The sequence below is a fragment of the Psychrobacter sp. AT9 genome (genome assembly GCF_047272965.1).
Classification (GTDB): Bacteria; Pseudomonadota; Gammaproteobacteria; order Pseudomonadales; family Moraxellaceae; genus Psychrobacter; species Psychrobacter glaciei.
Genome location: NZ_JBKOTW010000001.1, coordinates 2,916,798 through 2,937,226, shown reverse-complemented (window position 1 = coordinate 2,937,226; position 20,429 = coordinate 2,916,798). Strand labels below are relative to the sequence as shown.

General features: G+C 44.3%; 16 protein-coding genes. 7 read left to right on the top strand and 9 right to left on the bottom strand.

Annotation, left to right across the window (positions count from 1 at the left end):
• Positions 1 to 23: 23 nt before the first annotated feature.
• Positions 24 to 587, bottom strand: coding sequence for an NUDIX hydrolase (locus ACMFL8_RS12320; RefSeq protein WP_010201656.1), 564 nt, complete (start codon positions 585 to 587; stop codon positions 24 to 26).
• A 670-nt stretch (positions 588 to 1,257) separates the two neighbouring features.
• Here ACMFL8_RS12320 and ACMFL8_RS12315 point away from each other — a divergent pair.
• On the top strand, positions 1,258 to 1,995 hold the full coding sequence (locus tag ACMFL8_RS12315; RefSeq protein WP_413191143.1) for an NUDIX hydrolase: 738 nt from the start codon (positions 1,258 to 1,260) through the stop codon (positions 1,993 to 1,995).
• A gap of 96 nt (positions 1,996 to 2,091) precedes the next feature.
• On the opposite strand, the gene ACMFL8_RS12310 is transcribed toward ACMFL8_RS12315, so the two are convergent.
• Both ACMFL8_RS12310 and nhaA read right to left on the bottom strand, forming a co-directional pair.
• Positions 2,092 to 3,423 carry an oxygenase MpaB family protein gene (locus ACMFL8_RS12310; protein ID WP_413191142.1) on the bottom strand — a complete coding sequence of 444 codons (1,332 nt, stop codon included), beginning with the start codon at positions 3,421 to 3,423 and terminating at the stop codon, positions 2,092 to 2,094.
• 81 nt (positions 3,424 to 3,504) lie between these two features.
• Positions 3,505 to 4,704 (bottom strand): Na+/H+ antiporter NhaA, encoded by a 1,200-nt coding sequence (gene nhaA / locus ACMFL8_RS12305; RefSeq protein WP_210540486.1) that lies wholly within the window; start codon positions 4,702 to 4,704, stop codon positions 3,505 to 3,507.
• Positions 4,705 to 5,219: 515 nt separating this feature from the next.
• Here nhaA and ACMFL8_RS12300 point away from each other — a divergent pair.
• Positions 5,220 to 5,975: a TSUP family transporter gene (locus ACMFL8_RS12300; protein WP_240215185.1), complete on the top strand. Its 756-nt coding sequence runs from the start codon at positions 5,220 to 5,222 to the stop codon at positions 5,973 to 5,975.
• Positions 5,976 to 6,464: 489 nt separating this feature from the next.
• Here ACMFL8_RS12300 and ACMFL8_RS12295 read toward each other — a convergent pair whose 3' ends face one another.
• From ACMFL8_RS12295 to radC, 3 genes are all read right to left on the bottom strand, one after another.
• Positions 6,465 to 7,841, bottom strand: coding sequence for a dicarboxylate/amino acid:cation symporter (locus ACMFL8_RS12295; RefSeq protein ID WP_201591973.1), 1,377 nt, complete (start codon positions 7,839 to 7,841; stop codon positions 6,465 to 6,467).
• Between the two features lie 455 nt (positions 7,842 to 8,296).
• Positions 8,297 to 11,194, bottom strand: coding sequence for an acyl-CoA dehydrogenase (locus ACMFL8_RS12290; protein WP_413191141.1), 2,898 nt, complete (start codon positions 11,192 to 11,194; stop codon positions 8,297 to 8,299).
• 540 nt (positions 11,195 to 11,734) lie between these two features.
• Positions 11,735 to 12,418 (bottom strand): RadC family protein, encoded by a 684-nt coding sequence (gene radC / locus ACMFL8_RS12285; RefSeq protein WP_201591979.1) that lies wholly within the window; start codon positions 12,416 to 12,418, stop codon positions 11,735 to 11,737.
• Between the two features lie 128 nt (positions 12,419 to 12,546).
• Between radC and coaBC the strand changes: the two genes are divergently transcribed.
• Together coaBC and ACMFL8_RS12275 are read left to right on the top strand one after the other, a co-directional pair.
• Entirely contained in the window at positions 12,547 to 13,959 is a 1,413-nt protein-coding gene (coaBC, locus tag ACMFL8_RS12280; RefSeq protein WP_413191140.1) for a bifunctional phosphopantothenoylcysteine decarboxylase/phosphopantothenate--cysteine ligase CoaBC, read from the top strand.
• A 39-nt stretch (positions 13,960 to 13,998) separates the two neighbouring features.
• The gene (locus tag ACMFL8_RS12275) at positions 13,999 to 14,781 is read left to right on the top strand and encodes a sulfite exporter TauE/SafE family protein (RefSeq protein ID WP_010201646.1); all 783 of its coding nucleotides are present in this window, start codon (positions 13,999 to 14,001) and stop codon (positions 14,779 to 14,781) included.
• Positions 14,782 to 14,829: 48 nt separating this feature from the next.
• Here ACMFL8_RS12275 and ACMFL8_RS12270 read toward each other — a convergent pair whose 3' ends face one another.
• The 3 genes from ACMFL8_RS12270 to ACMFL8_RS12260 all read right to left on the bottom strand — a co-directional run bounded on the left by ACMFL8_RS12270 (position 14,830) and on the right by ACMFL8_RS12260 (position 17,822).
• Positions 14,830 to 15,747, bottom strand: a complete 918-nt coding sequence (locus ACMFL8_RS12270; RefSeq protein ID WP_413191139.1) for a histone deacetylase — start codon at positions 15,745 to 15,747, stop codon at positions 14,830 to 14,832.
• A gap of 118 nt (positions 15,748 to 15,865) precedes the next feature.
• Positions 15,866 to 16,720: a YbjN domain-containing protein gene (locus ACMFL8_RS12265; protein WP_413191138.1), complete on the bottom strand. Its 855-nt coding sequence runs from the start codon at positions 16,718 to 16,720 to the stop codon at positions 15,866 to 15,868.
• Positions 16,721 to 16,784: 64 nt separating this feature from the next.
• Positions 16,785 to 17,822, bottom strand: a complete 1,038-nt coding sequence (locus tag ACMFL8_RS12260; RefSeq protein ID WP_413191137.1) for a hypothetical protein — start codon at positions 17,820 to 17,822, stop codon at positions 16,785 to 16,787.
• A 133-nt stretch (positions 17,823 to 17,955) separates the two neighbouring features.
• On the opposite strand from ACMFL8_RS12260, the gene ccmA reads away from it, so the two are divergent.
• The 3 genes from ccmA (at position 17,956) to ccmC (ending at position 20,387) form a co-directional block, all read left to right on the top strand.
• Positions 17,956 to 18,585 (top strand): heme ABC exporter ATP-binding protein CcmA, encoded by a 630-nt coding sequence (ccmA, locus tag ACMFL8_RS12255; protein WP_413191136.1) that lies wholly within the window; start codon positions 17,956 to 17,958, stop codon positions 18,583 to 18,585.
• A 56-nt stretch (positions 18,586 to 18,641) separates the two neighbouring features.
• The gene (locus ACMFL8_RS12250) at positions 18,642 to 19,379 is read left to right on the top strand and encodes a heme exporter protein CcmB (RefSeq protein WP_413191135.1); all 738 of its coding nucleotides are present in this window, start codon (positions 18,642 to 18,644) and stop codon (positions 19,377 to 19,379) included.
• 219 nt (positions 19,380 to 19,598) lie between these two features.
• Complete coding sequence (gene ccmC, locus ACMFL8_RS12245) at positions 19,599 to 20,387, top strand: heme ABC transporter permease CcmC (RefSeq protein WP_194619468.1); 789 nt, start codon at positions 19,599 to 19,601, stop codon at positions 20,385 to 20,387.
• Positions 20,388 to 20,429 lie beyond the last annotated feature (42 nt).

Sequence of the window (20,429 nt, the reverse complement as noted above, 5' to 3'; positions counted from 1 at the left end):
CTTTTTTGTGCCTAGGCACTCAATTAATACCGTTTAATGCTTTGGTCTTTGCCAATGTAATCTTGATGCACGGGGAATTTATCATGGCTATCGAATTGTTTACGATCTTCAAAGTAACTGGTTAGCGTGCGACGTACCGCTTCAAAGGCGATGCTATCCCATGGAATGTCTTCTTCACTAAATAACGCACAATCAAGACTCTCAGAGCCAATACCATAAGCGCCATCTTTGAGATCGTTCAAGTAAATCGCATAAATTTGCCCAATATCAGGGATATCATAGAGGCAGTATAGATGGGGGTTGGTCACCACCGCTTCAGCTTCTTCAAAGCTCTCACGCGCCGCGCCATCAGCGATAGTTTCGCCATTCTCCATAAAGCCTGCTGGTATCGTCCATAAGCCATATTGTGGCTCAATCGCTCGGCGGCATAGCAGTACTCGGCCCTTGTGAACGACCAATGAGCCACAGATGACCTTTGGGTTTTCGTAGTGAATATAGCCACAATTTGGGCAGACCAAACGCGGGATATTATCGGTGGCCGGTATTTTACGTTCAGCCTCGTGGCCACATTGTAGACAATAGCGCATATAAACTGCCTTGTTATTATGATAAGAAAGGATATGGGGTGTCACTGTAATAGCTTGGGTGTGCAGCGTTATACTTAGGGTGCAACAGTCATGCTGCCGTACGATCGTAAATAATAGCCATTACCTTAAGATAGCACATATTTTCTTTGCACAGAATGATGATAACAGTAATGTATAGTCAGAGCACTTTTAAACCGCTACGGTGTTACCCGTCCTAGATGTACTCAGTGTACTATCTGCGGTCGATCGCCTTTTAGCGATTCTAAAATTCCTTGACTATATCATTTCACCGCAGAGACGTTATTTTTTGCTATAAAACAAAGGCTCTCAATTAATTCTTGTGATACAAATAGGCAGTCACATAAATAGCATGCAGTAAACAGGCGATTGCGCTAATCTAGATTGAGACATTATTTTGGGTCTTTAATTAGCACACGCTCTAGGGCATGTCCTCAATACTATGTTCCTTGTTTGACGGCAATTTACCTAATTTTTATCACCATTTTTAAAATGAGGACACACCCTAGAAATTATTAAATAATTTAATGATAAATTTATAGATTTGATGATGATAACTATCGTTTTATGACCGTTGTTTTTATGACTATTGTTTTTATGAATATCTTATTGTGACAAAGCTTTATACTGATAAAAATACAAGGCAATTATAATGTTACTTCCCCCGCAGTCTGTAAGTTTTGATGAATTGTCAGTCGCTGTGCCAGACTTTATTCGTTATCCCACTATTAGAAAATTGGCAGAGCGAGTGCAGCATGAGACATTAAATGCTGTCACCAGTCCAGCAATGTACAATGCTTGTGGCACCTCTCGTCGCACTCGCATTTTAGACAGCTTATATCAGACACCCATTGCCGATGCCTCAGTATTGGTTGCCATCACCCATGAACGCCATCCTAAGCTGCTATTGACACGCCGTGCTGCCCACATGAATAGTCATGCTGGCGAGGTATCTTGTGCAGGCGGTAAGCATGAAGCTGGCGATGGCAACAATGTCGTTACCGCATTACGTGAGGCTTGCGAAGAGACGGCGCTACCACCCAATAAAGTCCAGCTACTCGGTCAATTGCCGATCCAAACATCTAAAAGCGGTATGAGTGTACGTCCGATTGTCGCGCTTATTGCGCCAGATTTAATATTAGTACCTGAGCTTGGCGAAATTTCACGTATTTTTTGGGCAGATTTTGAAACCTTATTAACTCAGCCCACCGTAGAGTATGCGATAGAATATGCGATGCAAGATCAAATGGCGACCATCCTTACGCCTAGCTGGCAAGTGGATGGTGAAACAGTATGGGGTTTAACAGGACGAGTCATCGCTAGCTTATTAGAAACGGGGTTTGATCGGCAGCTTGAGTGGTATTACCGTATACAAGATACGCGCAATTAACACGCAGGGCAGTTGAGTTTTTCGCTTAAAATGTCTTAAAAAGAACCACTCACCAGCACATTTTTCGCGGATTTATTATAAAAATAGTATCCATCATTACTTATAGTAGTCATCATTTTTTTTGAGCCACCAATTCATATTGTCTTGCCGTTTGGCACGGAACGCTTCTAATTTATTTGCGACGGCTTGATTGTGCTGTCTGGCAGTGTCAAGAGCAAAGAGAATCGGTACTGAAGATAAGACGCCAAAGCGGATTTTTGATTTGGGCAAATCCAAGCCATCACCGATATCATCACCGACTAGCGTCCGTGTCACACTGGCATTGACCATTTCAACGAAACGTCCACGGCGATTGTCTTCTCCCATGAGTTGACGCGGCAAATCATGCAAGGCTTTTGCTAATGGCTGTCCCATCTTAAAATCAAGCTGTTGAATCGATAAATAAGTATATAACCACTCCCAGCAAGCCGCTTCATCTTTTGGCAAGCGCTCTAAATCAACGCCCATCCAGTAGCTGGCCAGATTCCATAAATGCAAAATCCCTTCTGCTTCCTCAGGGCTGATGCGTGCACCCAGTAGGCGTAGGCCGCGCATAATCAACAATGAAAACTGCAAATGCGTAGCAATCATATCGGTTTGATTAATAGGAAGACCCCAATAATCTGTGTTCCAGCTGCCATCTGGATTATGATGCTGGTCGGCATTTGCTATGATACCCTTAGCAGCATTGCCTTTACCTTTAAGCAGGTTTTGCCGCACCAGTGTATGGATTTGCCGTACCTGAATGGACTGCCGCCACCCCTCAGAGCCAATCGCTAGCACTTGCTCGATGGGCTGGCGGTCGTTAGCCATATTTGCAGTTGATTGTGGATGCTCAGAGACCGCTAGAATATAAGCATAAGTACGCATCAAGCGCGGTAGCGCATCGTGCATCAAAGCACCGGTTTGAATCAAAGGCAAGGAAAGGGCAGGGATGCTATAGCCAGCCATCAGCGCGACGTTACGAAGTAGCCAAATAAGCATCAGCGGATAACGTCGATAGGCGACTGCGCCAATTTGCGCAAGCTTAGGATCAAACCAATCTGGATGGCTGCTAAATTGTTCAGTTAAGGCGCTAAACGAAGGGTGGGCTATGGGGTCATGAGTTGGAGTATCGTCAAGAATGATGTGCTGTAAGGGTTTAGAAAAACGAATACCGTCAGCTGCTAAAGTATCTGCGAGTGGATCACCGATATCATAGCCCGCGACTATCTCGTTTAATAAGTCTTGCGAGATGGCAAAGTCTTTTGGTAATAAATAACGCTTAATGCGCTTTAGGACCTGTAAGTCACTATGATCATCGACAGCAGTGGTACGGCCATGACGCTGATAAGAAGTTGCCGACTGACGATAGGTGTCTAAATCTAAACCATTGTGCTTTTTGTTCATATTTATCTCTACACCTATCATCTATCGCGTGCGTCTGTTGCTTATCAATTACCTCATTGCCTCATTAACCCATCAATCGAATTAATGACGGGTCAGATCTACCGAAGTACTGTTAATGTCTTCTTTTAGCGTTGCTTTGAGCATCATGTAACCGGCGATACCAGAGACAATTGAACCCATGATAATACCCAAACGCTCATCGAATAAGGTTGTGTCGCCTGCGAATGCTAAGCCACCGATAAACAAACTCATGGTAAAACCAACCCCGCATAGTAATGATGCACCGTAGATTTGTTTAAAGTTCATGCCTCGTGGCATGGTCGAGATACCAAGTTTAAAGATTAACCAGCACATTATCATTACGCCCAGTTGCTTACCGATGAAAAGACCGGCGGCGATACCTAGCGGTACTGAGTGAAATAACTCAGCGAAGCCTGCACCTTTGAGCGAGATACCCGAGTTGGCAAACGCAAACAGGGGCAAAATACCAAAGGCAACGGTGTTGTGTAGATCGTGTTCTAGCTCTTCTACTGGCGAGTGCTCAGGATCAGTACGATCGAACATAGGAATAAATAACGCTAACACCACACCTGCCAATGTCGCATGAATACCAGATTTGAGTACCGCAATCCACATAATCACGCCGATGAGTAGATAAGGGGTGATGCTCGTCACATTGCGACGATTGAGTAAATATAAAAACGGCAGACACAAACCAGCGACAGCTAATGAGCCCAGTGACAAGTCGTTGGTATAAAATAAGGCGATGATTAAAATGGCACCAATATCATCAAAAATAGCAATAGACACCAAAAACACTTTTAATGAGTTTGGTACACGATTGCCAAGCAGGCTTAAGATACCCAAAGCAAAAGCGATGTCTGTCGCCGCAGGGATCGCCCAACCTTTCCAAAAATCAGGTTCATTATAGTTAAAGAGCAAATAGACAATGGCGGGCATAATCATGCCACCCAGTGCCGCTCCAGCAGGCAGGATAATCTGCTTAATGTTAGAGAGCTCACCAATCAAGACTTCACGCTTTAGCTCAAGTCCGACTAAGAAAAAGAAAATAGCCATCAGACCATCATTGATCCAATGACTGGCATCTTTGGCAATACCAAATTCGCCAATACGAATGGATACAGGGGCATGAATAAAAGCCTCATACCAAACGCTGAGGGGACTATTAGCAATGATCATTGCAGCAATGGCAGCCAATGCTAAAATGATACCGCCTGCTGCCTCAAATTCGAAAAATGCCTTAATTCTTTTTATTGCCATATCATCCTCATTTACTAAATACAATTTGCTAAATAATGCAATAACCTCAAGTATCTATACTGTTAAATTGGACAGTGTCGCAGATAGACGTTAACAGTTTCTCATAATCTCATTCATATACACAACAAAATCTGTAAAACTGAAACCATAAACCTATCTTACCCTATCAATAAGAGCGAAATGCCAGCGCTATGGCGAGAGGCAAAGCAGGAATAAATCATAAAATCTGTCATTGATAAAAATATTATTCTTAAATATTTCAATAACCTGTTAGACAAATCTAGCAGACTTCAGCTCGTTTTTGGCTTTTTTTAGTCTTTTATCTCTATAATGAGCGGCATTGCGCAGTGTTCTGTCACAGCTTTGATACATATCAGCAGTACTATTGGCTAGCCACTAGCAAAGTTGGTAGCAACACTTATAGTGATCATTTATTCTTATTTCTTAAAGCCAGTTCTTAAAGCCAGTTTTTAGGGCTTCTTCATTTTCCATCATAAAGTTTACAGGTCGGTGTTATGGACTTATCATTCTCTCTAGAGATTATTTTAATGCTGACAGCCGTGGCAGCGCTAGCAGGTTTTATTGACGCTATCGCAGGTGGTGGTGGCTTATTGACCATACCAGCCATGCTACTGGCCAATATTCCCCCAGTGCTAACGCTGGGCACCAACAAGCTGCAAGCCGCTTCAGGTGCGCTAGCAGCGTCCATTACGATGATTAAAAAAGGGGTCGTCAAGCCACAACGTATCAAGGTGGCCATTATTGCTGCTTTTATCGGTTCAGTTATCGGTACGATCGCCGTACAGATGTCACCACCTGATTTGCTCGAAAAGCTGATTCCGTTTTTAATCGCAGCGATTGGTCTCTATACGCTATTTGCGCCCAGACTTGGTGAAGTAGAAGCCGCACCGCGTATCTCAGAAGGCAAATGGCAAAAAGTCGTGGCACCTTTGATTGGTTTTTATGATGGTTATATCGGCCCAGGAACTGGCATGTTCTTTGCGCTTGGTAATGTGGCTTTGCGTGGTCGTCAGATCATTGAAGCGACAGGCGCGGCAAAGGTCTTGAACTTATCGACCAATATTGGCTCGCTAATTTTCTTTATTTTGGGCGGTAATGTATTGTGGAAAGTGGGGCTAGCAATGATGGTTGGGCAAACGATTGGTGCGTATTTTGGCTCGCACATGGTGGTTAAAGGCGGTAGTAAGCTGATTCGTCCGATGATTGTATTGGTGTGTTTTGCCATGTTGACCAAATACGTTTTTGGTTAAATAACAATAGGGTCTGTTGAACATTCAAATATTAGGACTGCTGATTGCTAAAATCGCATCAAACGTTTTATCAAATCAGGCGTAAACCGACGATAATGTCGAGACCTTAGCTAGGTTTACAACAACGTTTGATGCGATTTTAGCATCAGCCCCAAGTATACAAGCAGGGGCAGGGCTATTTTTTGCCAATACATGGCGAAATTGTCTAACCTAGAATGACTAGGCGTCAAAAATTTCACTGCGTATTGTCTAAAAAATAGCCACTGCCAGTGCCACATTTGAATGTTCAACAGACCCTAATAAATAATCTTATATGTCTCAAAAAAACCTCAGCCGATTTGGCTGAGGTTTTTTATTTTATGAACGTCTATTTATAGTCGATTCAATTTAAAAGTAGTACAAGGCAACCGAGTGTAGATGTATATGTGATACTTCAAGCGAGGTTAACGCTGTAATACTTTTATAGTGGAATGACTATAGCAGTGTTGATTAGCGACGACGATCTACATCATCATACTCACTACCCATGATGCCATCACTAAAGACTTCAGAGAATTCACGCTCGTTGTCTTCATCAATATGACCGTCAAATACGTCTTTCGCGCCAGCGTCAGGATCGTTATAAATAGCCAGATCCATTTTGCCTTCTGATTTTGCTACGATGGCAGTTACTGCCGCATCACCACCAACGTTGACAGCAGTACGTAACATATCGAGGATACGATCCACACCTAAGATTAAGCCAATACCTTCGATTGGTAAGCCAACTTGAGCAAATACCATAGAGAGCATGATCAGACCAACACCAGGAACACCAGCAGTACCAACAGACGCCAGTACCGACATCAAGATAACCGTCAGATACTCGGTCACGCCCAAATCAATACCATAAATATTGGCAATGAAGATGGTTGCTGTACCTTGCATAATAGCCGTACCATCCATGTTGATGGTGGCACCAAAAGGAACGGTAAACGAAGCGACAGAGTTATTAACACCCATACGCTTGGTAACGGTACGCAAGGTAATAGGAATCGTCGCGTTTGAGCTTGATGTACTAAAAGCAAAGATCTGTACTTCGCGCATTTTTGCCAAAAAGGTCTTGATAGACAAGCCTGAAGCAAGCTTAAGGACAATCATCATGGTGATAAAGAAATGGAAGGCCAATGAGCCGACCAATACCGCAACATAACCAAGTAATGACCAAATTAAGTCTAAACCAAGCTCAGCCATTGCCTTGGTCAATAGAGCAAAGACACCATATGGGGCAAGGTTCATAATGATCGTCACCATCTTCAAGATGACCTCATTGATTAGTTCTAGGCTCTGTACCAAACCTTTGGCAGGCTTACCAACCATCAGAATACTGACACCGATGAGAATCGCAAAGAAAATAATCGATAACATATCACCATTTGCCATCGCGCTGATGGGGTTTGATGGGATAATATTTGAAAAAACATCAAGCAATGGCGGCGCTGATGCTGCTTCAAAAGTGGCGTCAGTGCCAATGTTCATGCCCTTGCCGATACCAAATAGCGAGCCAAGTCCAATCGCCGTCGCAATAGCAAGCGCGGTGGTGAACATATAAATCATAAAGGTTTTGGTACCGATACGACCAAGCAGACGAATATCACCAATACCGCACACACCGCAAATCAATGAGATAAGTACTAGCGGTACGACCAACATTTTGAGTGAGTTAACAAATAGCTTGCCAATAATAGCGAGGAAGCCGTTTGTAATATACGTATTAACAAAGCCGCCTTCAGCGTTTAGTCCTGAATAGTTTATAAACAAACCCAGTATGATACCGAGCGCCATGGCAACCATGATCTTGCCCGTCAGTCCCATATTTTTCCACATAACCTCTATCCTTTTATATGCAACGCTCAGTAGTCAGTACGGCAATAAATCAATATGTCTATGATTGTTGTCTCAACGCCTGATGGTGTTACGTCTATATGTTTTTGTGTGTTACTTAGTGTCAGTTTTTTGACAATATAAAATAATTGTTAAGGGTACTGCAAGATTTTTTTATCATTTAAATATCGTGACATTAGCGATTTTTTCCGTTTCACTTATTTTATTATCATAATAAAGATCTTAAATGCGAGTAAAGTGCATGTTAAATAGTAAATATAGACGCCGATTTTTTTGGCAAAAAAAGCGAGACCGCCTATTTTAGACGGTCTCGCTTGTGCTTATTTATCTGATTGATTTAAATAATTTTTTGACAGTAAGGGTTTCGTATGATTAAAAGGTTAAAGCGATATCTATCATAAATAGACGCCTGTCAGGGAATGGGACTGCCTGCACCTTTAGACCTTGTCGCTTTCATCACGACGGAGACCATCTTGCCATTTGCTGTCCTTGACTACCTCAGGTTGAGTATTGGTTGAAGTCGACTCTGAATCGTTAGATACTTCAGAGTCTGCTTTATTCAGACCATGATTATAGCTCATACGCTGGTTAAGGGTTGATTCGGCATCACGATAACGAGGGTCAAGTGCTTCTGCTTCTGGATCAGATGCCTCAAAATGTGTTTGCCCGCGAACTTCTTCGACGGTACTTTGCTCGTCCACCATTTTTACATCGCCATCGCTCTCATAGCCGTGATCAGGGTTGGCATCACCGGTTTGATCTTGAGGATCTGTGGCTACCATCGAGCTGCTAGACGCTGTGCCATTTTTTGCTTGGGCCTCATTTTTTAGCTGCGCATAATCAGTCAGCTTGTGCACGGCGTTCTCTAGGGTATGTGGGTTTTCACGCTCTTGCGCTTTCAATAGATGTCCGTCGAACACATCTGTTAATAATGAATCAAACCGTAGCCCATTATATTGAATCAGTTTTTCAGCTTCTTCTTCAGTGATATCACCATTTTGGCTAGCATAGACCACATGATCTTCGAAGGTTAAGCCTTCAAAGCTGTCTTTATGCTCTGCTTTTTTGAATTTCTGCCACAAAGGTTCAATGTCAAGTAAGGTTTGATACGCATGCTCCATGCGACCGCTGACATCATCAGGCAAGGTATTATAATAGACCATGGTCTTGAGATAATCACGGAAGGGGTTGGCTTCATGGTCATCCATAAACACATCGCCCAGTTTGGTTTTCAACTCATCGCTCGCTGGGGTAAAGATACGACCACTCGGGAAAGTCACGAAGCTGACGACACCAGCCGCCATACGATTTGGGAAGTTGGCAAAGAAAGAAACAAAGGCTTCTTGAATGGTATAGAGGCTGTTTTGTAGCGCGACCTCGGCATGTAAGCGTTCAGCTTCTGATTTGCTGCCATGTTCATAAAACTGCAAAATAGCGGTTGCAATGAACAAGTGACCATGAATATCTGCCAAACGACCAGAGAGCATTTCTTTGCGCTTCAAGTCACCAGCTAACAATCCTAAAGCCATGTCAGCTGTCAAGGCAAAGCTAGCACTTAGACGGTTGATATGTTTGTAATAAGGGCGGGTAAAGTCATCGGCAAAGCTTGGTGCATCGCTACTGCCACCGATATAACCAGCGATAAAGGCTTTTGCCCCGCGGTTAAAGGTATAACCCAAATGTTTAAAAAATAACGTATCGAACTCTTTGGTCGCAGATTCTTTGTCTTCACTTTGCAAGAGTTGTAATTCGTCAAATAAATACGGATGACAACGCATCGCCCCTTGACCAAAGATCATCAAAGAACGCGTTAAGATGTTGGCACCTTCAACAGTGATAGAAACGGGAATCGCTTGGTATGGCGTCGCCAAAAAGTTACGTGGCCCCATTTGTACAGCGCGTCCACCGACGACATCCATACCATCGTTGACTACACTGCGCATAGTTTCTGTCGCATAGTATTTTGCCATTGCCGTCATAACCGATGGCGTACCACCTTGGTTGAGTCCGCAAGTGACCAAATGACGGAACGCTTCTAACATATAAGTATTACTTGCCATACGGCTGGTTGCGTCTTGTACACCTTCAAATTTACCTATTGATATCTTGAACTGCTCACGAACTTTGGCAAACGCACCAACCGACAGATAAGTCATCTCACTGGCTGAAGTGGATAAGGCTGGTAGAGAGATACCGCGACCCACACCCAGACATTCCATCAGCATGCGCCAACCGCGCCCAGCGTTCTCAACACCACCGATGATATAATCTAGCGGGATAAAGACGTCTGTGCCATCGACCGTACCATTCATAAATGGCGAGCCGATTGGGTTATGACGCGGCCCTGTGATGACCCCTTCGTGGCTAGCAGGAACCAACGCACACGTAATGCCATAATCGGTTTTGTTAGGGTCACCAAGCAGACCTTCGGGATCGTGCATTTTAAATGCCAATCCAACCACAGTAGCGATAGGGGCAAGGGTAATCCAGCGCTTAGAAAAGTTCATACGCAGACCAAGCATTTGCTCGCCTTCGTGAGTCCCGTAACACACCACACCCGTATCAGGAATAGCGCCAGCATCCGAACCGGCCTCAGGGCCAGTTAGACCAAAGCATGGCACTTCTTCGCCTTTTGCTAAACCGGGTAGCCAGCGTTGTTTTTGCTCATCCGTCCCATAATGCATGAGCAGCTCACCAGGGCCGAGTGAGTTTGGCACCATACAGGTCACGGCTGCGGTGGGTGAGCGCGAGGCAATCTTACTCATTACCCGACTTTGGGCATAAGAGCTAAACTCAAGACCACCAAATTCTTTAGGAATGATCAGACCCAAAAAGCCATTACTCTTGATAAATTGCCACGCTTCGGGCGACAGGTCTTTATCTTCGTGCTGAATTTTCCATTCATCAAGCATGGTACACAGAACTTCTACTTCATTGTCTATAAAGCTTTGTTCTTCTTCTGACATTTTTGGATATGGGTAATTGGCAAAAGTGTCCCAGTTCGGCGCACCCATAAACAGCTCTTTTTCCCACCAGCTCGTACCCGCATCGAGAGCTTCACGCTCAGTATCACTCATGCTTGGCATTGCGCCAGCGAGTATCTTATAAACAGGCTTGGTAATCAATGACTGACGGATAGGAGCGACAAGCAGCACCAGACACAATAGCAATATCGGTATGCCTAAAATAAGTGACCATGGACTGATGATGGCGGTCACGACCACGGTAATAATGGCGACGATACTACCAGTGACGCGCGATAGAGACAGCAAAAAGATGGCCAAAACTGTGGCTAACTGTATGATTACTGCCAAAATAAATAAGCCAACTGCCATGACTGTCTCCTTGGTAAAACCTAACTGGAAAATGAGGTAAAGCTCAGAAAAAGATTATATTAAGAAAGCATTTTATTTAAAATAATGGGTTTTAAATCAATTAACTTTGAATCTAAAACCTTTTAAAATAAACAATGTCATTATTTTTATAGCAATCATATTAAAAATCTATTGGTGAACAAACTTATAAACGTCTATCACAACGTCATTCTGACTCAAAGAATCGTTTTTGAGTCAAAAAAATGCGATAAAACTAGGATTGCTGACCATTAGAAACATACATTTAATGCTCTAAAAAAACTAATGAATCAAAATATAAATAACTGAGCGAAAGTTAGCTACTAATATGAAATAGTTATCGATAACTATCAATAGCGAAAGTGCTATTCTGTGTCGAGGATATGTATCATATTCTAGATATACCGTCAATAAGTCAGCGTTATAATTGATTCAAGACAACTGCGTGTCCATTATCAAAGTATTATGGCGTTAACCTCGCTTGAAGTATGGTGTATAACTCTTTACTCGAATATTTTTCGATTAACCGAAAGGCGCTAAGCAGCTTTCGGCATAAGATAATGTCTGATTGCGTCCAACGATGATGTGGTCAATCAAGGACAAGTCTATCAAATCGCAGGCTTTCTTTAGCTCGTAGGTCAATAGATTGTCTGCCGTTGAAGGGGTCGCATCGGTATGCGGATGGTTGTGCGCGACGATGAGTTGACTGGCAGCATGGCTCAACGCATGACGGAGTACGTGTTTGATACAGACCGAGCACGACGAAATACCGCCAGTAAACAGTATTTCAAAGTTTAATAGGTTTAGCGCATTGTCTAAGCAAAGGACGGCAAAGACTTCACGGTGCTCACCGCGCAATTGAGTGCTGATATAATCCTTGACGACTTGTGAGCGTCCCAGTGCTTGACCTGTCTTTAGCTTACTGTCTAAATAACGCGTACCCATCTCAAGCGACGCCAATATCTGTGCGTACTTGGCAGGGCCGATACCATGACAAGCAAGCACAGTCTGTGGCGGCGCTGCTAAGAGTTCGGCAAGACTACCAAACTGATCGATCAGATGACGTGCCAGCTCAATTGCCGACTGCGACTGCGTGCCAGTCCGTAAAAATATCGCCAATATCTCAGCATCTGTTAAGTGAGCGGCGCCAAATTTCAGCAGTTTTTCTCGTGGTCTATCATCTTCATGCCAGTCCTTAATCGCCATTGTCACTCCTTAATGAGGGTTGGATGCTAGATATATGATATAAATGCGGAAAACGTTACCCAACTTATCTCATAATTGTTACTATAAGCGCAATTTTATCTTTCAATTTTTTTACTGATGCCACGCTTATGTCGAATGTTATCCTTGCTATCACCGGCGGTATCGCCGCTTATAAATCTGCTATATTTGCCCGTCTGCTAATCAAGGCAGGCTTTGATGTGCGTGTCATTATGACCGCAGGTGCGCAGGCTTTTATTACGCCATTGACCCTACAGGCATTGACCGGTAATGAGGTGCATACCTCCTTGTTAGATGAGCAAGCAGAAGCGGGGATGGGTCATATTGAGCTTGCTAAGTGGGCGGACTTGATCGTCATTGCGCCAGCCTCTGCCAATACACTGGCTCGCCTCGCGATGGGCATGGCTGATGATTTGTTGGCGACTGTGTGCTTAGCAACGACGGCTCCCGTTATTATTGCTCCAGCGATGAACCAGCAAATGTGGGCGCATCCAGCGGTGAATCTGAACGTTCAGACCCTACATGATATGAATTATCAAATCATCCAGCCCGCTAGCGGTGAGCAGGCCTGCGGTGATGTGGGGGCAGGGCGTTTGCCTGAACCTGAGCAGCTATTGGCAGAAGTATTATTATTCAATGCCATGCAAACCACGCCGCAATTATTGGCAGGTAAAAGAGTGGTGATTACTGCTGGACCAACTGTCGAAGCGATTGATCCGGTACGCTATTTGTCTAATCACTCGACTGGCAAAATGGGCTTTGCATTAGCACGTGCGTGCGTGGCTGCTGGTGCAGACGTTATTTTGATTGCCGGTGGCAAAGTGGCACTGCCCACACCGCTCAATGTCACGCGTCTTGATGTGTTGTCCGCGCAAGAGATGCTAATTGCTGTACAGCAATGTGTGGATGGTACGCACAGTGCGCTACAGTATGCGCCTGAAGATGAGCACGACCATTCTCACGATCACAGCCATGAACATGCGCATCATCATGAACATCATAGTGAGTGTGATTGCGGTGATGATCGTAGCCATAACCACAGCCATGAGCTTGACAATAAGCATCATGCTCATAGCGAGAATCAAAATGTAATGGCGGATATCTTTATTGCCACTGCGGCTGTCGCTGACTATCGTACTGAAGAAGCTGCCCCGCAAAAAATCAAAAAGACCCAAGATGCGATGACGCTGAGCTTGGTCAAAAACCCTGATATCTTAGCGACGATTTCGCTTGCTCATCCAGAGCTGTTTGTCGTTGGTTTTGCGGCAGAAACGCAAGATATCGAGCGCTATGCTCGCGGTAAGCTGGTGGCTAAAGATTTAGATTTGATCGCTTGTAATGATGTCTCACGAGCAGACATTGGCTTTGCTAGTGACGATAATGCGATGCAAGTGTTTTTCTCTGAGCGCTATGAGCAAGCGGCAGTGACGCTGGAGAAGGCGAGCAAAGATAAGATTGCTGAGCAGTTGGCTGGCATCATTGGTGAGACAATATGGCAACGCCACAATGGTCACAGTGCCTAGTTATGTCACTCTTAATCCAAATATTAGGTCTTAATGTTTATGGCTAATATGATGGATAGTGATAGCACCCAGACGTTGTTACTGATGGTAATCTTTGCGCTGGCATCGTTGCTACATGGTATTAGTGGGCTGGGTGTGACGTTGGTGACGACCACTGCGCTTGCTAGTATCTACCCGTTACCACATGCCATTGTGCTAGTTATCTTCCCTTCGTTATTGCTTAATGCCATGACTTGGCTGGCGGGTGGCGGGCGCACGATCTGGCAAAATTTCATCTATTACGGCAGGCGCTATTGGTTATTGGCGTTGACCAGCTTACTTGGTAGTATTCTAGGCGCGAAGCTCTTGCTATGGGTCGATAGCGCATATATTTTATTGCTATTGGCAGCGGTTATTGGTTTTTACGTCATAAGCAGCTTGCTTGGTAAGCAACTCCGGCTACCTGCTACCAAGCCTGTGTTAATCATCGTTGGCTTTAGTGCAGGTGTGATTGGCGGCTCGACCAATGCTATGTCGACCATATTGATGATGTATCTACTGTCTGCCAGCGATGATAAAAATACCATCGCTAAAGTCGGCAACATGTGCTATTTCTTAGGAAAAATTGCCCAAATCATTGTATTGCGTGAGCCTATTATGGCGCTCAGCAGTGGTGAATGGCAGCTGATTACTTTGCTCAGTGTTTTATCTATTGCCGCGCTTTTAGTTGGTATCCGCTTACGTCGTTATTTACCACAAGCACGCTTTCGTCAGCTTATTTTATTGATTCTCACGGTGCTTGGGCTGCGTGTCGGCTGGCAAGGAATTGTAGCATTTTTATAAAATAGCTCGCGAGGCAGCTGGCTGTTTAGATGCTATTTTATGCGTGCGTTATTCTGTTATTTCATCAAAAAATATCTGTTGTGCCAAACGAAACGTATTGCAGTGCGCTTCAACCACATCTTCAATATCTTCTGAATAGCCGCCACCCATCACGATAGCGATAGGAATTTTAGCGGCTTTTGCTTGGCGTAACACATATTCATCACGCGCCTTACAACCTTCTATCGTCAGCCCAAGTTTTCCCAACTTATCGGTCGCCAGTACATCGACAGCAGACTGATAAAAGATCATATCTGGTGCAACGTCGCTAATTAAGCGCGGTAGCGTGTCCTCTAATATCTGTAAATACTCAGCATCACCGGTATCATTGGCAAGTTCAATATCTAGGTCAGATAGTTCTTTGCGAAATGGATAGTTCTTGGCGCCATGCATACTAAACACAAAAACCCGTGGCTCATTCGTCATGATACTTGCATTTCCGTTGCCTTGATGCACATCCAAATCGACCACCAAAATCTTTTGCGCCTGTCCACGATTTAATAATAAATTACTCGCAATACAAACATCATTAAACACGCAAAAGCCCTCGCCATGATCAGCAAACGCATGGTGCGTACCGCCGGCAACATTCATCGCCACGCCATATTGCTGAGCATAAAGCGCACATTCATAAGTCGCATGGGCAATATGACGACCACGATCGACTAAAGCTTCAGTCATCTCAAAGCCGATAGGGCGTGCTTCCTTGCGCGGTAAGGTTTGGGTTTTAAGCTTATACCAATAGTCCATAGTATGAGTGGTCAAAATCTCTTCTTCGCTTAATCGCGCAGGGGCAAAAAAGTTGTCGGTACTGATAGTGCCTTCAGCCAATAGCCGCTCAGGAATCATGGTGTATTTTTGCATGGGAAAACGGTGCTTTTCAGGCACGGCATATCGAAAAATATCAGAGTAAGCAATTTTGAGCATAGCGTTAAAGGATGTCTTTGATGAAAAGTGTTTTAAGGATAGATAGGTTTAAGCGCTTTGAAAGTAAGGTATTGGTGAGAAATTGTAAAAACCGCAAATATCTATTGTGATCAGCTGATTACTGAACAAACTGCGTTGGCAAAAAGAAGGTTTTAGAATCTGATTGTTGACGCAGCTCTATTAATAAAGTCTGCATGTCTTCAGCAGGATCTTGATTATTGAGCAAGTCACTAAACAGCTCATTTGCCACAGTGGTCATTGCAATGACACTTTGTAGTAAATGCTCGATAATTTCGTCATTAATACCAACAGTTTCGACATCGACAGCGTGTTTATAGCGTATCTCGCCATCGTTGATATCCATTTCTAGGTTACCAATCAGCATGTCATAATTGATCTGAGTAATCAGTAGCATCGCGGCACTTTGATGACTTTCTGGTATTAAAAATGGCAAAATGCCATAGACTGCCAGTAGCTTGGTTTTTTCTTGTACACGGAACAAATAACCGCAGTTCAGTTGTTTATGACGCATTCTCAGCGACAAATGATGCGTTATTTGGCTGTCACTGCTTTTATCGCCACTGGTTTGGGGTCGATAGTGAGTATAGTGCCATTGCTTATCATTAAAGTACTGTTTCAGACAATCGACAATACCTGTGTCATGACCTTCATGTTGCCCTGCATTTAAATGAGCTTTGGCCTGCAGGTACTCGCTGTGGTCATTATTGTTATGGTGGGGCTGGTTGTCACGCTGACCGGAAAAACTGCCAGTAGAGTCAGCCGTATTTGCCTCATCGCTATTACGAGTGTTGGCGCTAGAGATTCCTGCCTGCATCAGGTCAAGATCAATATCATCGTCAAGCGCTGATGACTGCGTCGACAAGTTTGCGCCATCGACAACAGACTGCGGTGCTGAGGCAGTCAGTAACCGTTTGAGTTTTTGCCACAAGCTGAGTTTGTTACGTTGACTCATAAGTATTGTGCTGACAAGTAAATGGATGATATTAAAAACTGACCACTAAGTAAAAAACAGTCAGTTACTTATTGTTAAACATCAAACCCTCTTTGATAGAGGGCTGTGCATAAAATGCTTGCAACATCTCACGTATATGCGCTGTAAACCACTCGCTTTCAATGGCATCATGCACCACAGGCAATAGAGCGGTACTCAATTGCGTCATGGCTTGCTCATCTATATATAAACTCGCAGCTACCGTTGCCATGCTATCGCCTTGATGGTTGGCATACCACGTATCGATGCTGGCTGACACGAGGCTGTGCAGATAAGGCGACATGCGCAGGCGGTTGTAGCTCTGTTGGATGCTGGCTTCGATATGCTCGATACTACTATTACCAGGCTCATCACTTAAATAATTTTGTAGTTGGCTGATCGGCTGATCTTTGATTCTTGCCCAACCGCTTACTAGCAACCGAGCGACTTCGTCATTTGATAAGTGCTCTTGGGCATTGGCTTCTGCACGACGTGCTAAATCTTTAATATTACGATGCAAATATGTCTGTAATTTTTCATCAAGATTTCTATTGGTCGCCTTTTCAAAAGAGCTGCGGCCAAACTTCATCAGTTTGCCCGCAGCGCCCGCTTTATCCAGCGTGGTTTCCATAAAGTCGTTAATCGCGTGATAGAGCGTTTGCGTCAGCAAATCTGCAAAAGTCTCGTTGCCGACCAGCGTATGAATCAAGATATTACGCTGCTGCTCATGGCTACCCACATAATCGGCTAGGGTCTGCACTTGAGTGTCATCCACCAGCTCAGACAACGGCACATTGTCATTGACTGGATGATAAATAATCGTATGCAAGATATCGCGAATATCTTTACGTATCACATCCGTCATCGGTTGGTTCAGTAGCCAGTCGTTGATCAGATGTTGCAAATCATCGGCGCTGACATATTTATTCAATGGCTGGGCAGCAAACCATTGCCAAGCTTCTATGCTCAGCGGTTCTGCTTGTTGCCGCAACCATTGCTGCATAAACGCAACTTGCGCGTCGATTAAGCCATCTATGGTTAACGCTGGCGTATCTAAATTTTGGCTATCTTTTGAAGTCTGCATAGGTTTTGAGGTCATAGTTATCGACAATTTGTTATACTGTGTGGTTGGGGTAAGCATAAAGTATTATGCCACGAACATGATATTTGTTGGTGACGAATATTGACTGCTGCTTGATAAATAATGAGAGGTTTGAATGACAGCTCTGAATACCGCCTTACTTACGCTTGATGAGCTGACCGTTCAGCGCGGTGAAATCCCTCTATGTGAAGGCGTTGCGCTCGATTTACCTGCGGGCAGTATTTGTCACTTGATTGGTGCTAATGGTACGGGCAAAACGACGCTACTGATGCAGCTGGCTGGATTATTACCAGTGTTGGAAGGTCAAGTTTACTATCAAGGAACAGCCAGTTTACCGGTTCAGCCTTTATATGTGTCGCATCAGTTGGGCATACATCCAAATTTGACGGTCGCGCAAAATCTGACCTTTTTGCTGAATTTATACGGCATTAGCCCAAGTGTTGTTGATATTGATGACGCCTTAGCTTGGGTCGGACTGCAAGGCTTTGAGACGATTAGCTCAAGCCATTTATCTGCTGGACAAACTCGCCGTATCACCCTTGCACGGCTTTACTTATTGACCCCTGAGGTGACACCGTTATGGCTACTTGATGAGCCTTTTACTGCTCTTGATGTCGATATGGTGGCGCGAATGGAAGACAGATTGCGTGAATTTGCCAATGCTGGCGGCGCTATATTAATGACCAGTCATCAGGCAGTCGGCGTGGCCAACCAAGTGCTCGATTTATCCGATTATATGGTTTGAATGCTAGGGCGTGTCATCATTATAAGTGTGCCAAGCATCCGTAGAAGAGCGAATAAATGATAGAAACAGACAGTCCAGTACAAGTAGCGAATAAAAGCTCAAACGTTAGCGTATCGGCTGCGCGCGGTATCAGCTTTGTGCAGTTATGGCGACGCGAGTGGCACGTGAAGCAGCAAGGAGCGGTACAGTGGTTGTACCCTTTGGTGCTGTTCTTAGTGATTATTACCTTATTCCCGCTAGCGGTTGGTAGTGAGCCTGCGCTATTGCAGCGCCTTGGCGTGTCGGCAGTGTGGATTGCCGCTCTGTTGTCACTGGTAATGGGTGTCGACGGCTTGTTTAAGCCTGCCCTTGATAATGGTACGCTGGCGCAATTGGTCGTCGCAAAAGCGTCGCTGCCGTTATGGGTGTTGATTCGTTTGGTTATCCATTGGATTTTTAGTAGTGGTATTGTGGCAGCGCTGAGTTTGCTTGCCGTGCCATTGTTTCAGCTTAGCTGGTTTGAGGCGTGGATATTGATGGCTTCTATTGTGACGGGCAGTCCGATGCTATTGATGTTATCAGCGGTTGCCAGTAGTTTGACGCTGTCATTAAAGAATGGCGCGGTGCTGGTGCCTTTGATTGCTTTGCCGATGCAATTGCCGGTATTGATTTTTGCCACAGGTGCGGTTGATTTATTTGCCACTGGTTTGAACGGTTTACCGATACTGGCATTATTATTGGCAGGGAGTATTATTTCAGTATTAATCATGCCATGGGTGATTGCGATGACCTTAAAAATGTCATGGCTCAATTAAACAGTAGACTTTCTTTATTCTCAAAAACCCAGTCGTTTAAACCCAATGTATTAACAGCATGTTGAAAACTGGCAACTTTGCTATAATAGCCAGCTAACTAAGCAAACAATCACTTGTAGATTCTATCCAGTGTTTAACGCCGGCAGGTTGACAGATAGTTGCGCCCATGATGCGCTATATCGATTACAACCAATACGCTGTGCCAATAGGTTTATTCCCATGCCCAACCTGAATAACGTCTCATCTCCTAGTCTGTGGCAGCGCATCTGGCAGGGCTTTTTGACCACTGTGGGTACCAAGCAGTTTTTTCGCATTTTTTCGCCTTGGGTCAAGTGGCTGGCAATATTAGCCACTATTTGTCTTGTGATCGGTAGTGTCTGGGGTCTCGCTTTTGCGCCGCCTGATTATCTGCAAGGCAATAGCTATCGCATTATCTTTATTCACGTGCCTGCTGCCAGTATTGCCATTTCTATTTATTTTGCCTTAGCAGTGCTCGGGGTTATTTATTTAGTCTGGAAAATCAAGACGGCTAGTCTAGTGGCGCAGGCGCTTGCTCCTCTAGGATTTTTGCTCTGTGTGGTTAGCTTAATCACGGGCTCTATTTGGGCGAAACCGACATGGGGTACTTACTGGGTTTGGGATGCACGTTTGACCTCTATGCTCATTTTGGCGTTTCTGTATGCGGGCGTGATGGCGTTATTTGCTGCGTTTGAGCATACTGCCAATCGTGGTAAAGCCGCCGCCATCCTATCTATTGTTGGCGCAGTAAACCTGCCTATTATTAAGTATTCGGTACAGTGGTGGAACACCTTGCATCAAGGCTCGACCTTTACCTTAACTGCTGCACCAAAAATGTCTGCAGATATGTGGATGCCATTATTACTGATGATTATTGGTAGTTATTTATTGGTCGCGACGTTAGCGATTTATCGTACCAACACGCTGATTTTGTATCGTGATCAAGGCAAAGCGTGGGTCAAAGAATATATCCGCGGACAAGCCAAATGACTGCAATGATTGTCGCCAAAACAAATAACGGCTAGGAAAATA